General features: G+C 52.4%; 13 protein-coding genes. 7 read left to right on the top strand and 6 right to left on the bottom strand.

Translation table 11 applies throughout. The annotated features are described in order from the left end of the window. Positions 1-207: 207 nt before the first annotated feature. The gene (locus tag ETV65_RS09035; protein ID WP_129952542.1) at positions 208-1,833 is read left to right on the top strand and encodes a methyl-accepting chemotaxis protein; all 1,626 of its coding nucleotides are present in this window, start codon (positions 208-210) and stop codon (positions 1,831-1,833) included. Between the two features lie 7 nt (positions 1,834-1,840). Here ETV65_RS09035 and ETV65_RS09040 read toward each other — a convergent pair whose 3' ends face one another. Further along, positions 1,841-2,440: a cupin gene (locus ETV65_RS09040; protein WP_129952543.1), complete on the bottom strand. Its 600-nt coding sequence runs from the start codon at positions 2,438-2,440 to the stop codon at positions 1,841-1,843. Between the two features lie 241 nt (positions 2,441-2,681). Between ETV65_RS09040 and osmE the strand changes: the two genes are divergently transcribed. Continuing rightward, positions 2,682-3,014 (top strand): osmotically-inducible lipoprotein OsmE, encoded by a 333-nt coding sequence (osmE, locus tag ETV65_RS09045; protein ID WP_129952544.1) that lies wholly within the window; start codon positions 2,682-2,684, stop codon positions 3,012-3,014. A gap of 54 nt (positions 3,015-3,068) precedes the next feature. Here osmE and ETV65_RS09050 read toward each other — a convergent pair whose 3' ends face one another. Continuing rightward, complete coding sequence (locus ETV65_RS09050; RefSeq protein WP_129952545.1) at positions 3,069-3,521, bottom strand: hypothetical protein; 453 nt, start codon at positions 3,519-3,521, stop codon at positions 3,069-3,071. Between the two features lie 270 nt (positions 3,522-3,791). Between ETV65_RS09050 and ETV65_RS09055 the strand changes: the two genes are divergently transcribed. Beyond that, the gene (locus ETV65_RS09055; RefSeq protein WP_129952546.1) at positions 3,792-4,463 is read left to right on the top strand and encodes a PTS transporter subunit EIIC; all 672 of its coding nucleotides are present in this window, start codon (positions 3,792-3,794) and stop codon (positions 4,461-4,463) included. 13 nt (positions 4,464-4,476) lie between these two features. Beyond that, positions 4,477-4,968, top strand: a complete 492-nt coding sequence (locus ETV65_RS09060) for a hypothetical protein (protein ID WP_129952547.1) — start codon at positions 4,477-4,479, stop codon at positions 4,966-4,968. Between the two features lie 68 nt (positions 4,969-5,036). Here the strand turns inward: ETV65_RS09060 and ETV65_RS09065 are convergent, their stop codons facing one another. After that, the gene (locus tag ETV65_RS09065; RefSeq protein ID WP_129952548.1) at positions 5,037-6,764 is read right to left on the bottom strand and encodes a potassium/proton antiporter; all 1,728 of its coding nucleotides are present in this window, start codon (positions 6,762-6,764) and stop codon (positions 5,037-5,039) included. 193 nt (positions 6,765-6,957) lie between these two features. On the opposite strand from ETV65_RS09065, the gene ETV65_RS09070 reads away from it, so the two are divergent. Continuing rightward, positions 6,958-7,152, top strand: a complete 195-nt coding sequence (locus tag ETV65_RS09070; protein WP_165383713.1) for a hypothetical protein — start codon at positions 6,958-6,960, stop codon at positions 7,150-7,152. 62 nt (positions 7,153-7,214) lie between these two features. Here ETV65_RS09070 and ETV65_RS09075 read toward each other — a convergent pair whose 3' ends face one another. From ETV65_RS09075 to puuD, 3 genes are read right to left on the bottom strand one after another with little or no spacing between them, the layout of a single operon-like run. Beyond that, positions 7,215-8,528 carry an FAD-binding oxidoreductase gene (locus ETV65_RS09075; protein ID WP_129952550.1) on the bottom strand — a complete coding sequence of 438 codons (1,314 nt, stop codon included), beginning with the start codon at positions 8,526-8,528 and terminating at the stop codon, positions 7,215-7,217. Between the two features lie 50 nt (positions 8,529-8,578). Further along, a complete protein-coding gene (puuR, locus tag ETV65_RS09080) occupies positions 8,579-9,136 on the bottom strand; it encodes an HTH-type transcriptional regulator PuuR (protein WP_129952551.1) in 558 nt (185 codons plus the stop codon). 4 nt (positions 9,137-9,140) lie between these two features. Beyond that, entirely contained in the window at positions 9,141-9,944 is an 804-nt protein-coding gene (puuD, locus tag ETV65_RS09085) for a gamma-glutamyl-gamma-aminobutyrate hydrolase (protein WP_129952552.1), read from the bottom strand. Between the two features lie 359 nt (positions 9,945-10,303). Here puuD and ETV65_RS09090 point away from each other — a divergent pair, with 359 nt between their 5' ends. Together ETV65_RS09090 and ETV65_RS09100 are read left to right on the top strand one after the other, a co-directional pair. After that, positions 10,304-11,728 (top strand): glutamine synthetase family protein, encoded by a 1,425-nt coding sequence (locus tag ETV65_RS09090; protein ID WP_129952787.1) that lies wholly within the window; start codon positions 10,304-10,306, stop codon positions 11,726-11,728. A gap of 516 nt (positions 11,729-12,244) precedes the next feature. Next, entirely contained in the window at positions 12,245-13,621 is a 1,377-nt protein-coding gene (locus tag ETV65_RS09100) for an APC family permease (protein ID WP_129952554.1), read from the top strand. Positions 13,622-14,209: the final 588 nt, after the last annotated feature.

Raw genomic sequence — 14,209 nt, forward strand, 5'->3', positions numbered from 1 at the left:
GTCATATGCCAGGCGGCAGGTGCGCTGGCGGCGTTCTGGGACCCGAAACACAGACTTATGTACGTTCATCGGGATCTCCTGACCCGTCGCCTTCCTGCCGCTTTAATTATGTAGGTTACTATGCGAAGTCAGGTCAGTTCATTGAAATATTATTGTCATTTTCCGCGCGTAAAATCCTGCTTCTTCTCTAAATAATGCAGAATAATCATGATTTTAACGTCTCGTTTACTTACTGGTAAAATGCGATTCAACAAGTTGTTTCGATTCGATTTCATCAAACGCCCCCGGGGAATTCTTTTCGGGGTCATTTGCGTTATCACGCTGTTTTCTGCTTTACAAATCTTCTCCACCGTAGTGCTCACCAAAATCCTGCGGGATGCACGTAACAACGTTATTGCCACCGAAAGTCTGCGTCAGCAGCAAGGCGTAATGGATAAAGCCCGAATGGAATTGCTGATGGCCAGTGACAAGCTGAACCGCGCCGGCATTTATTACATGCAGGATAAAGAAACCGGCTCGGTCGGCAGCTGGAACAGCCTGCTGGAAGAGTCGCTGGGTTCGCTTGCCGCGTCACAAAAAGCGTTTGCACAATTCGAAAGCATGACGAAAAACGCCGATACGGCCGCCACCGGGCTGAAAGCCAGCTATCAGATGTTCTACGATGGCTTACGGGAACAGGCTGATGGTCTGCAAAAAAATAGCAATATCGACGTATTCTTTGAAGTGCCTGTCCAGGCCTTTCAGGATGATTTCAGTCAGAAATATTATGCGTATCTGGCAGTTAATGAGCACATTGCGGTGTCACTGAGTGACCGTTTACTCAACGCGCTGACGCAGGCGAAAACGCTGTTTATGGCGGCACTGGTCATTCTGGCAGTAATTGCGGTGCTGGTCTGGCGCGGCGTCTCGGCGTGGATTATCCGTCCGCTGCAACGGATGATTGGTCATATCAGCGTTCTGGCAGCCGGGGATTTATCGCGGGATGTCCCGGCTGACCCGGCGCGGGTGACTGAAATGTGCGAACTGGGCGTCAGCCTGCGAAATATGCAGCGTGGTTTGCAAAAACTGGTCAGTGAAGTGCGCGATGCCTCGTCGCATATCATGCTCAATATCAATCAGATGGCGAAAGGTAACGAAGAGCTGTCGTCGCAGGCTGCCATTCAGAACGAAGAGCTCAGAGCTGCCACTGAACATATCTCCCATCTCAATGAACGTGTGAAAGAAAACGCCATCCATGTGCAGCAGGCCCGTCAGCGTGCTGAGCAGGCAAGAGGCGTGGCGATGCGCGGCGGTGAAGTGATGGGGCAGGTGGATACAGCGATGAACGAAATTGTCAGCCAGTCTTCAGACATGAGCAATATTGTGTCGATTATCGACAGTGTGGCGTTTCAGACTAACATTCTGGCGCTGAATGCGGCCATTGAAGCGGCGCATGCCGGGCAGCACGGGCGCGGATTTGCCGTGGTGGCGAAAGAAATCGGTGTGCTGGCGCAGAAGAGCAGCCATTCGACGCGCGGTATCCATCAGCTGATTGACGATTCCGTGCAGCAAATCGGCCGGGGTTCTGCATCGGTCACAGTGCTGAGCCAGAATCTGGAAGAGATCATTAATATCTTCAATAGCCTCAGCACATTAGTGAATGAGATTTCAGACGCGACGCAATCTCAGGGGCAAAATGTTCATGAGGTCTCGGAGCGTATCACCGTGCTTAACCAGGTGACGCTGCAAAACGGCAAACTGGCGGATCATGCAGCAGCAACTTCCCTGCAGTTACTTGAACAATCGCAGCGGCTGGAAAAAGCCGTGGCACGTTTCGCCCTGACTGCTGCGTGATGTGCGGTCATTTCTGATGCCAGACCAGCATGCTGCCTTCGCTGTGTCCGGTTACCGGATCTGTCGCGGGCAGCGGGACGGCGTTCACCGCTTTGGTGCGCGCCGCCAGTTGCGGCAGTTCGTCGTGGCATAAATCGGCTTTGATACCCGGCGGATACGCGCCGACCAGCATAAAGTTTTCATCGGCGGAAATTTGTTTATGACCGATACCTGCAGGGAGCAATAACACATCACCGACATTCACCTCAATAATATTACCGTGCTCACCGCCCAGTTGCAGTTTTGCCGTACCGGCATAAACACCCAATACTTCAGGTGTATTGGAATGAAAATGCGTAAAGGTATACACGGGATAACGCCACTGGGGCGGCCAGCCGTTGGCACGGAAGAGGTGTTCAAGATATTCGGCATTATCGGGGATATCAGGCGGAATGACGCGATGATAAATCAGCACCGGTAACCTGTTATTCGGCACACCGCCGTCGGGTTTGTCGAGCAGCAGAGTATCCATGGCAACCTCCCGGGGAGTCGCGAAACCCGTTTGGGCTATCGGCATCAGGGCAATAACACCCAGCAAAGTAACGAACCTGCGTCGATCCAAATGCATCAGGAATGGCTCCTTGTCGCGCATTCAATGGCTTATCTGTTTCATGTATAGATCAAAAAACCCTGAATATCCTCTTTTGTACTGAGAAAAAATGTCCATCCGGCTGCGCCAAAACAGCCATTTGCCGTTATCAGAAAAAACTTAAAACAGGGTGTAATCAACAAACAGAAGTCATATCCGCTGGCGAAATCCCTTACGTCTTCTATGATTAACAAGACAAAAATACTCAGGAGGAGAAGTTATGAACAAGAAAATGTTACTGGTGGTTGCTACAGCAGTTTCGGTACTGGCAGGGTGTCAGACTTATGACCGTGCAGCGAGTTATGTGAAAGAGCCGGTCGTCAGCGACGTGAAAGTCGGGATGACCAAATCTCAGGTTCGTGCTATTGCAGGGCCACCGTCAACGGAAGCGACGCTGATTCATGCGAAAGGGACATGTCAGACTTATGCGGTCGCGCCGCGTGATGGTAAAGCCCAGACTTATTTCGTCAGCTTTAACGACACCGGTCATGTGATGAACAAAGGCTATCAGTCTTGTTCTGACTACGACAAAGACCCGCAGGCTGGTCAGTAACACAACCTCTGTGCCGCCCCGTGCGGCACAGACTCCCGTCGTGAAAAAGTCGCGTTAAAAGCTCGTCACCATAAATTCCCCAAATTCTTCTTTTAGTTTAGCCTCCGCACCCGTTGAGGGTGAACCGCCGTTGGCCAGTACTGAAAAATATTGCCGGACCTCCTGGAGCAGTGGCATCTCAGAGGCTTGTCCGGGAGATTTTAGTCCAATAAGTTGTGCCAGGCTTGAGGGATTTTGTAAGGTGTGGTTCAGTTCTTTTACATTGGCAAATGTATGGGGTGCCCCCTGCTGGAATGAAACTGAAAGGCTATCGTTTGCGTTCTTCACACTCAGCGCCTGGAAAACCAGCTTCAGATACTTACGCGTAGCCCGCAACAAGGGATTCTGGTTCATCAGTTGTTCAACCTGGCGGATGTTACTGAAGGTTGAAGCATCGTTGAAGAGTAAGTCATAAGCTTGATGAACATAGGTGTTCGGATTACTTATGGCACTGATGAATTCATTCATTGTCTGCGGTGCCTCACGGCTTTTGCTGGCACCGTTTACGAAGCGTTGTAGAGAATCAGAAAGTTGTTCGGTTTGCAGTGTTCTCACCACAAAGGCTTTGATGTCATTATCTTTTGAGATAACGTCCGCATTCTTTTCCTGCTCATTGTGCCCCTCCGCCGTATTTCATGCCTGAGCCACACATTACTCCCGCGAAGGGTTTACCAGAGTTATTCAACCGGGTATTAATCTGTTCTTTTGAAAGGGCGAACGTCTAACCCGGAACTCAACATGGGCGTATTGTCGGGTATTCTTACCGGGGTTCTGGCGGGAGTCTTATATAATCGCTATCAGAATATCCGTTTACCCGAATATCTGGCTTTCTTTGGCGGCAAACGGTTTATCCCGATTGCGACAGGGCTGAGCTGCCTGCTGCTGGGTATGGTGCTGGCGTGGGCGTGGGCACCGGTTCAACACGGCGTAAACACTCTGGGAAACTGGCTGGTTGCGTCGGGGCCGGTGGGGCCATTTGTTTACGGCGTCCTGAATGTGATTTTCCGTGTAGTTGGCTTGCACCATATTGTTAATTCGCTGGTCTGGTTTGTGTTTGGCACCTTTACTCCTGAGCAGGGTGCGGCGGTCACGGGTGATATTCACCGTTTCAATCTTGCGACGCCGGGCAGGGGGGAAGAGAATGAATCTGCCAGTCCCTTCATTAACTCCTCACGGCTTGCCGCTGCCTATCTCGATGCTTTGGGCGGAAAGAAAAATCTGATACGGGTTGATGCCTGCATAACCCGCTTGCGCCTTGAAATTGTCGACAGGGATATGATTCAGGAGCCAGCGTTAAAAAAACTGGGTGCGATGGGAGTGATAAAGCGTGGAGATTCAGGCCTGCAGGTCATCATCGGTACGCAGGCGGAAATTATTGCCAGTGAAATTCGTGAATTATTAAATCAATAAGGACATCTCTCTCATGACAAAGAAACGATTACTGGATTGTTGTGCTTCGGATGTCGTTAACATGGACCGCGAGACGCTTCTCTATGCTATCCGTGCCAGCGAAGGTCGCGTGTTAGTCAGTGAAACGATCGCCATCACTCAGCCTTTACTGAACAATGTCAGCAATGCGGAGCTCGCCGCGTCACAGGGTGCAGATGTTGTTCTAATCCCTGCTCCGGGGACTGTTCCGGGGATGAGTCAGGAAAAAGTCACGTCGCTGATTGCCTGTGCACATGCGCACGGGGCGCTGGCGATGACAACCATCGGGACGTCCCAGGAAGGCGCTGATGTCAGTACGGTGCGGCAAATTGCGCTGATGAGCAAAATGGCCGGGGCTGATTTGCATCACATTGGCGATACAGGTTATATGGGGATCGCACTGCCCGAGAATATCATGGCTTACAGTATTGCGATCCGCGGTGTACGCCATACGTATACCCGCATGGCGAGATCGATTAACCGCTAATCTGAACAAATCCCGGTGTGAGACCGGGATTTGTATTATCTGGCGGAAACTTTCGATAAAACTACTTTTCAGGCCTTCTGCGTTACAATCCTGACACCGACTTTACTTACCCGGTTCCCCTCCATTTCCGCAATTGTCCACGTCAGCCCGTCCCATTCGATATGGTCACCGATAACCGGTTCGCCACCGAGCAGATTGATCACGAAATGCCCCAGGGTTTGCGACTGATCGACCGTCTCTTCCAGATTCAGACCATACAGCTGGGAAATCGCATCCAGCGGCGCATCAGCCTGCAAAATGAAATCACCAAAGAAACGGTCATCAAGCACCACTTTATTGCTGTCACTGAACAACTTGCCGAGCTCCGGTAAGTCTTTTTCCTGGCCGATCACACAAAGAATATCGCCTTCCTTCAGACGCGTACTGCCGGTCGGATGCAGCATTTCTTTGCCACGGAACAGCGCCGCAATGCGTGTCGCCTGGGGCATTTGCAGATCACGCAGTGCGGCACCGACGCACCATTTGTCGGAACCGAGCTGATAGACAAATTGTTCCCAGTCGTTATAAACATCGATATCCAGCCCGACGCGTGAAATCGGCGTTGGTTGCGGCGGCACCAGCACTTTGGCTTTTTTGGCCGCAAAGCCTAAGGATGTGCCCTGAAGCAGCAAGGAAACCAGCACGATAAAGAAGGCGACATTAAAATACAGTGTGGCGTTAGGCAGTCCGGCCATCATCGGGAACACTGCCAGAATGATCGGCACTGCGCCACGCAGCCCGACCCAGGAAATAAAGAAGCGCTCACGCAAGGTAAAGTTTTTGAACGGGATCAGACTGACAAACACCGACAGCGGGCGTGCCAGCAGAATCATCCACAATGACAGTGCCAGCGCTGCGACAGCAATGGGCAACAGATCGCTTGGCGTCAGCAACAAACCCAGCACCAGGAACATACCAATCTGGCTGAGCCAGGCCAGCCCGTCAAAGGTTTGTAAAATACCGTGACGGTTGCGGATGGGCATATTGCCGAGCATCAGGCCGCACAGATACACCGCCAGAATGCCGCTGCCTTCCAGTGACATGGTTGCCGCGTACACCAGCAAACCCCCGCTGAATGCCAGCAGCGGATACAGCCCGGTCGCCAGCGTAATCTTATTAATCAGCTTGTGCAGCAGCCAGCCGCCGCCCACACCAAACACGATGCCGAGGCCAAACTGGCGCACCACATCAACAACAAACATCAGGCTAAGGCCCTGTTCACCTTTAGATATCATGTCGATCAGGGTGATGGTCAGAAATACCGCCATCGGGTCGTTGCTGCCGGATTCAATTTCCAGCGTGGCGCTGACACGTTCGTTCAGACCTTTACCCCCTATCAGCGAGAAGACGGCTGCCGCATCGGTTGAACCGATAATTGCGCCAATCAGTAAACCCTGCATCAGGTTGATATTGAACAACCATGCGGCGGCCAGCCCGGTCAACCCGGCGGTAATCAGGACACCGATTGTCGCCAGAGACAGGGCAGGCCACAGGGCAACACGAAAGGAAGAGGCCCGCGTACGCATCCCGCCGTCCAGCAAAATTACCGCCAGCGCCAGGTTACTGATCAGATAGGCGGCGGGGTAATTATCGAAGGCAATACCGCCAATTCCGTCGACGCCCGCCAGCATGCCGATCGCCAGGAAAATGACCAAAATAGGGATGCCAAGCTTAGAAGAGAACGAACTGAGCAAAATGCTCGCTGCGACTAACAGGGCGCCAATAAAGAAAAGAGTATTAATCGTGCTGGCGTCCAAGAGCGTTCTCCTTGTAAGGCATGAATGGAGCGGGGTGTGCGGTATCGTCATCAGTGACAATGCCTTTAATTTATCAGGAAAATGATCGCGTTGCTGAGGTCATTTAGGATTTTTATTAGTTGCACTTAAAAATAAAAAACTATGCTTAAAGAGGAGTGAGGTTTATATGCAGTGCATACAAAAGGAAACCACAATGAGTGAATTTACCGGTGTACACCGCGAGGTGATGAAAGATGGCGCGATAAAACATGTTCTTATCCGCGATGCGCAAGGCAATGAACAGTCAGTTGCAGCAAAAGATTATATTTCGCAAGGGATCGAGCCAGATCTGAATGAGTTGCCCGAAGTTGAGACTGACAGTGAATTCCCGGTCGCGGGCAAAGCCTGAGGAACAGAGCTCCCCGCTGCGAAACAGCGGGGTTTTTTCAGGATTTCAACAGGATAAAAGGATCAGACGCCTAAGCGATCGCGCAGAGAATAATAGGCTGCGCCCAGCATGGTAAACGGGACCTGAAAATTGCGGCCGCCGAAGAAAGGCATGTGCGGCAAACGCGCAAACGCATCGAAGCGTTCAGCATCGCCACGCAACATTTCGGTGATGAGCTTTCCGGCCAGATGCGTTAGCGTAACGCCATGCCCGCTGTCACCCTGCATGTAATAAATGTTATTTTCCAGCCGGCCAAACTGCGGCAGGCGTGATAACGTCAGCAGGAAATTGCCGCCCCAGCGATAATCGATCTTCACGCCCTTAAGCTGCGGGAAAGTACGGTTGAGTTTGGGCAGGATCACTGAATCGATATTGGGCGGATTTTTGCCGCCGTATGTCACGCCGCCACCATACAGCATTCGCTTATCAGCGGTAAGGCGGAAATAATCGAGCAGATAATTACAGTCTTCTACGCAATAATTGTTGGGCAACAATGACAGCGCCATGTCATCGGACAAGGGTTCGGTTGCGATGATCTGCGAGCCACACGGCATGCTCAGACGTGTGAGGCGGGGCGCCAGTTGCTGACTGAGATAGGCATTACCCGCCAGAATCACATATTTGGCTTTCACCTGACCTCGGGCTGTGTGCACTAATGCCGGTTCCCCGTGATCAATGCGCGTGACAGCGGAGCCCTCATATATACGTCCGCCATGACGGCGCACCGCTTCGGCTTCACCCAACACCAGATTCAGCGGATGAAGATGACCGCCATTTTTATCCAGCAGCCCGCCCACGTAGCGATCGGTGGCGATTTCGCGACGCACGGCGGTTTCATCCAGCAGTGTCAGGTGAGTGTGGCCGTAACGGTTCCATAACTTTTGCTGTTCGCGCAGCTTCGACAACTGACGGGTACTCAGCGCGGCAAAAATACAGCCGGGGCGATAATCGCAGTCGATGGCATACTGGTCGATACGCTGGCGAATAATGTTCGCGCCTTCAAACATCATACTGCCGAGCATATCCGCGGTCTGACGTCCGTAGCGGTCTTCGATCACATCAATATCGCGGCTATAAGAATTGACTACCTGGCCGCCATTGCGCCCGCTGGCCCCCCAGCCCACGCGCGCGGCTTCAAGCACCACCACGTCGTAACCGGCCTCACACAAATATAAAGCAGACGAAATGCCGGTATAGCCTGCACCGACAATACAAACATCGCACTCAATATTGTCTGTCAGTTCCGGCCACGGCGCGTGTTTGTTGACGGAACTGGCGTAGTAGCTGTCGGTATGTGGCACCCCGGCCACGCGGGGACTTCCTGTTTGGGCACTCATGATGACATCCTTCCTGAGGTTCCCGTTGCCACGTACTGAGCCGGTGACAACTAGAAGGTATTAGGCGTATGTGCGCTGACAATCCTGCAAATCCGCGACGAAATATTACTGAAACTGTGAGGGTCAGCCGTGTTAATGGCATAACTTTGTCCCGCACGCAGCGGGTAACGTTGACCATTGACGGTTAAGATGATTTCTCCTTCTAACAGGGTGCCGACTTCCTCGCCCTGATGTTTGATTTTGTCGCCCGTGGTGCTGCCGGGCTGATAGGTCTCCAGCAGCATGGCGACACTGTGGTTTAGCGTGCCGTTGTGCACCATTCGCATGGAGACGCCACGACTGCCGATTTCGATTAAATCCGCCGCATTAATCACGATTTGCGGCGCGTTACTTTTATGCTCTTCGGCGAAAAACTCCGAAAGTGACAGCCCGTAAACCCGCAATAACTTCTGCAACGTACTCACGGCGGGGCTGACTTTATCCTGTTCGATGGTGCTGATGGCGCTGTGTGTCAGGCCAGACAACTCGGCGGCTTTGCGTTGTGACATCCCGAGTTGCTGGCGAATTTCAGAAAGCCGGCGACCAGGCGCCAGACTGACTTCGCTCATCCGTTTATTCCTCTCGTACGCTCCGGGCCTGATGGCCCTTGCGACAGGCAGCGATAAAAGCGTTAAACAGCTGACGCGACACCGGGTCAGTCAGACTGTGCCATTCCGGATGCCATTGCACACCAAGGGCAAACGGATGATTGCGGACACTCACGGCTTCCACCAGATTGTCCGGTGCGCGCGCTTCCACGGTCAGTGCTTCACCCAGACGGTTAGCCCCCTGACCATGGAGAGAATTCACCTGAAATTGCTGATAATCGGGTAGTAATTCTGAAAGTAAGCCCCCCGGTTCGATATGCACCGGATGCACGAGATCATACTGATTGTCATGTGGCAGGCTGGTATCTTCGCGGTGATCCATATAGCCCGGCACCTCCTGTACTTTGCGGTGCAGACTGCCGCCGGTGGCCACCACCAGCTCCTGCAAACCGCGGCAGGCGGCAAAGAGCGGGATCTTCTTATCCAGCGTTGCGCGTATGAGTTGTAAACTCAGGCGGTCGCGGCCGGGATCGGCCAGCTCCTCGACACCTTCTTCACCGTACTGATGAGGTTCAATATTGCTGGGGCTGCCGGTGAGGAAGATGCCGTCCAGACCGCGCAGAATCTGATCTATCGCGCCTTCGCGAGCCGCCAGTTCATGCGGCAAACAAACCGGAAGGGCATCGGCGTTGAAAATAGCGTCCAGATACTTTTCATGGACAGTGAGGGCAGGGTTTTCATCAACCGTGTTTTCGCACATGACTACCCCAATGACCGGTCTGTAGCGCGTCTCTTTTCCCGCAGATGCCGTGGAAAATATATTGCCCATAATACCGCCTCGTTGAGTAGATGAATTGACTGACAGCACGCGCCTCCCCGCACGTCTCTGTTCAGAATATTGACCTTTCATTGACCAATTTAGCAGCGCTCTGCTCGCTTTTCAAACGGATATGTTACGGGAATGTAGATGTTGCAAAAAATTAATGTTGAGGCTAGGGTTAATAATATGGCTGTTATTTTGAGCAAAAAAAGCGTTTTTTTGAGCATAACTGAGAGGATCCCGACTCCATGAGAGCACAGCGTTGAACACAGTGATGACCCGGTAAAGATAGCCGGCTGGCACCATGGTGGGGCCTGATATGCCGGAAACCAGCAAATGGCGGAAAACCTATGCAAGCGACTGAACTGATGAAAGAAATCAAGAAAGAGATTAGCGGGACTGAACCCCTCGCTAAGCACGTTGAAGAGCGAAGTAGCGCGTTCCAGGATGAAGTGTCTGAATACCTGGAGCGTCATCCACAAACTCTTCACGTCGACGTCCTGCTCACCGATCTCAATGGCTCCTTCCGCGGCAAACGCATTCCCGTCTCAGCACTTCGAAAACTCGAAAAAGGTTGTTACTTCCCGGCATCGGTCTTCGCCATGGACATTCTCGGTAATGTCGTGGAAGAAGCCGGATTAGGCCAGGAACTGGGCGAACCCGACCATGTCTGTGTGCCGGTTCCCGGTACCTTAACGCCCTCCGCCTCCGATCCTGAACATACCGGTCAGCTGCTTCTGACCATGCTTGACGAAGATGGCACTCCCTTTAACGTTGAACCACGCAATGTGCTTAATCATATCTGGCAAACATTGCGCCAGCGGGGTCTGTTTCCGGTGGTAGCGGTAGAGCTGGAGTTCTATCTGCTCGACAGGCAGCGCGATGCCGAAGGCTATATTCAGCCACCTTGTACGCCGGGGACGCAGGAACGCAGTATGCATACTCAGGTTTACTCCGTAGATAATCTTGATCACTTTGCCGATGTGCTCAGTGACATTGATCGCCTGGCTCACATTCAGGGTTTACCGGCGGACGGGGCGGTAGCAGAGTCCTCACCGGGACAATTCGAAATCAATTTGCACCACAGCGAAAATATTCTGCGCGCCTGTGATCACGCCCTGATGCTCAAACGTCTGGTGCGTCTGGTGGCAGAGAATCATGATATGGACGCCACTTTTATGGCGAAACCCTACGACGAATACGCGGGCAGCGGGATGCATATCCATCTCAGCGTGCTCGATGACAACGGTAAAAACCTGTTTGCCGGTGACGGTGGCGACGATTCTGAACTGATGAAACGCTCCCTTGCCGGAATGATTGCGCTGATGCCTGCATCCATGGCATTACTGGCGCCGAACGTGAATGCTTTCCGCCGCTTCCAGCCGGGCATGTATGTGCCGACCCAGGCCTCATGGGGACACAATAACCGTACCGTTGCACTTCGTGTGCCTTGCAGCGGAACAGCAGACCACCGTGTGGAATACCGCGTCGCGGGTGCTGATGCTAACCCGTATTTAGTGGTTGCCACGGTGCTGGCAGGCATGCTGTATGGACTGGATAATGATTTGCCATTACCTGAACCGGTTACCGGTAACGGTCTGGAACAGGAGGGTATTCCGCTGCCTATCCGCCAGAGCGATGCATTGTATGATTTTGATGAACAACCGGCGCTGAAAAAGATCCTCGGGGAGCGTTTCTCGCAGGTCTATCACACCTGTAAATCCGATGAACTTCTGCAATTTGAGAGAAGAGTAACGGAAACGGAAATCGACTGGATGCTGAAAAATGCCTGATTCCGGGGCGTGCCTGGCACTGTGTAAAAGGTTAAACCTTAAGTGTTGCCACGCCCATACAGGGGGGATCTGTGCGTGAATGTTTTGAACGCGAAAAGAATTTGTAACGCAACGCCTGTGAATGTTGTCATTTATGCGTGATTTGTGCAAAATACGCCGCACTGCAGATAACCGACGCTTAAAGGCGCCGGTTATTTTTTTTGTATATGCAGTACCCAACTAATTCAACAGAGGCCGGACCCAGATCCGGATAGATAACAAGGTTCGTGTGCGATCCCAAATTAAAACCGGTCGCCACTATGAGGAAATGTAACATGGGGCAATACTTCAAACCTGTACCGGTACCCGCCGGTGCTACTTTCAGCTGCGGCCACATTCGCACAGCCTTCATCTCTGCGTTCAGCGAGGTGAAGATCACTCCCCCGTTTACTGGTAATAACTCCCGAAGTTTTCCCTGTACGTTGCTTTCAGAGGCGTTTAAGCGCCCGGTGTTTGCAATCCAGGGAGGGCTGAACCATGTCTGCTAATGCTACTGCCGCTCCGGCCACTCAGCGTGTACAACTGCGTAAAACCCTGACATTGGTTCAGGTTGTGATGATGGGCCTCGCCTATCTGCAGCCGATGACCATTTTTGATACCTTCGGTATCGTTTCCGGCCTGACCGATGGCCACGTTGCGACGGCGTATATCTTCGCGTTGATTGCCGTCCTGTTTACCGCCGTCAGTTACGGCAAGCTGGTGCAGCGATTCCCGTCTGCCGGTTCTGCTTACACTTACGCGCAAAAAGCTATCAGCCCGCACGTCGGCTTCATGGTCGGCTGGTCATCATTGCTGGACTATCTGTTCATGCCGATGATCAACATTCTGCTGGCGAAAATCTACCTGGAAGCCATCTTCCCGGGCGTGCCGTCGTGGATCTTTGTCGTAGCCCTGGTCGGCATGATGACCGCGTTCAACCTGCGTGGCATCAAAATCGTCGCAAACCTCAACAGCATCATTGTTGTCGTGCAGGTGGCGATCATGGTGGTCTTCCTGGGCCTGTTAGTTCGTGGCGTCTACATGGGCGAGGGCATGGGCACACTGGCAACGACTAAGCCATTCTTCAGTGAGAATGCGCATGTGGTGCCAATGATTACCGGAGCGACTATCCTGTGCTTCTCGTTCCTGGGCTTTGACGGCATCAGTTCGTTGTCTGAAGAAACCCCGAACGCGGGCAAAGTGATCCCGAAAGCGATTTTCCTGACCGCGCTGATCGGGGGCATCATCTTCGTGGTGGTGTCTTACTTCCTGCAACTGTACTTCCCGGACATCTCGCGCTTTAAAGATCCGGACGCGTCTCAGCCTGAAATCATGCTGTATGTGGCAGGCAAGTTCTTCCAGTCCGTCATTCTGTGTTTCAGCTGTGTAACCGTTCTGGCATCTGGCATGGCTGCCCACGCCGGGGTTTCCCGACTGTTATATGTGATGGGTCGCGATGGTGTATTCCCGGAAAAACTGTTCGGTTATGTGCATCCGAAATGGCGCACCCCGACATTCAACGTCTTGCTGGTTGGCGTTGTGGCGATGTCTGCGGTGACCTTTGATCTGGTTACGGCGACGGCGCTGATCAACTTCGGCGCGCTGGTGGCGTTCACCTTCGTGAACCTGTCGGTGATTTCACAATTCTACATTCGTGAAAAACGTAACCGTACATTCAAAGATCACGTCAATTACCTGATCCTGCCGGTGATTGGTGCACTGACCGTCGGTGCGTTGTGGCTGAATCTGGAATCGAGCTCGATGACACTGGGCTTAGTCTGGGGAGCGATTGGTCTGGGGTATCTGGCGTTTATCACCAAAGCGTTTCGCAAGCAGCCGCCGCAGATGAGCGGGGAAATAGCACCGGAAGCGTGATTTTTGCCCTTTGAAAAGGGCAGGAAACTTTCTTTGCAGATGGCCGCTGCAATGGCGGCTCTAATTTGCAGCAAGCCTCTGCAAAAGAGGCTTTTAAAGTAGCTTAGTGAAAGTTTCGGTTTTTCAACAACAGTTATCATACGGCTTTTCGTGCCGAAACCGACGAGAGAGGAAAGTGCTTTTCCTCTCTCGACTCTCCTCGCTTTTTTCACTGCGCGCTTCGCTTGTTACAATGTTTCAGGTGCTATTGCGACAGGCTGGAAATCTTGCCGCTGTGCGGTACCTTCTCTCGGTCTTCGAGCCATAGGTCTCGAAGCCGCTCCGTTCAGCAAGATTTCTGAATCGCCCGCACGATCTTAAATTCAACATCAAACTGATGTTTATCTTTTAGAAAAGTGGATTGGCGTGCTCAAAAATGGCACCGAATGAACGGTTCGAGACCTATGGCTCGAAACCTGAAATTCGGGAATCGCGCAGCGATGACATTTTGCGCCACTCGCTTAAGTGACAGAACATGTCCGTCGTACTTGCGATAGCGCGCAGTAAAAAAGCGCGGAGGAATCCAAAGGAGGGGAAGCACTCCCCTCC

It is taken from the genome of Rahnella sp. RFA10(1/100) (genome assembly GCF_004195115.1).
Taxonomy (GTDB): domain Bacteria; phylum Pseudomonadota; class Gammaproteobacteria; order Enterobacterales; family Enterobacteriaceae; genus Rahnella; species Rahnella perminowiae.

Bases quoted from the DNA above. Each gene is read 5' to 3' on its own strand.
- ETV65_RS09070 (WP_165383713.1), top strand. From the start codon at position 6,958: ATGAGTGAATTTACCGGTGTACACCGCGAGGTGATGAAAGATGGCGCG.
- ETV65_RS09100 (WP_129952554.1), top strand. From the start codon at position 12,245: ATGTCTGCTAATGCTACTGCCGCTCCGGCCACTCAGCGTGTACAACTG.
- ETV65_RS09035 (WP_129952542.1), top strand. From the start codon at position 208: ATGATTTTAACGTCTCGTTTACTTACTGGTAAAATGCGATTCAACAAG.
- ETV65_RS09075 (WP_129952550.1), bottom strand. From the start codon at position 8,528: ATGAGTGCCCAAACAGGAAGTCCCCGCGTGGCCGGGGTGCCACATACC.
- ETV65_RS09090 (WP_129952787.1), top strand. From the start codon at position 10,304: ATGAAAGAAATCAAGAAAGAGATTAGCGGGACTGAACCCCTCGCTAAG.
- ETV65_RS09050 (WP_129952545.1), bottom strand. From the start codon at position 3,521: ATGAATGAATTCATCAGTGCCATAAGTAATCCGAACACCTATGTTCAT.
- ETV65_RS09060 (WP_129952547.1), top strand. From the start codon at position 4,477: ATGACAAAGAAACGATTACTGGATTGTTGTGCTTCGGATGTCGTTAAC.
- puuR (WP_129952551.1), bottom strand. From the start codon at position 9,136: ATGAGCGAAGTCAGTCTGGCGCCTGGTCGCCGGCTTTCTGAAATTCGC.
- osmE (WP_129952544.1), top strand. From the start codon at position 2,682: ATGAACAAGAAAATGTTACTGGTGGTTGCTACAGCAGTTTCGGTACTG.
- ETV65_RS09055 (WP_129952546.1), top strand. From the start codon at position 3,792: ATGGGCGTATTGTCGGGTATTCTTACCGGGGTTCTGGCGGGAGTCTTA.
- ETV65_RS09040 (WP_129952543.1), bottom strand. From the start codon at position 2,440: ATGCATTTGGATCGACGCAGGTTCGTTACTTTGCTGGGTGTTATTGCC.
- puuD (WP_129952552.1), bottom strand. From the start codon at position 9,944: ATGGGCAATATATTTTCCACGGCATCTGCGGGAAAAGAGACGCGCTAC.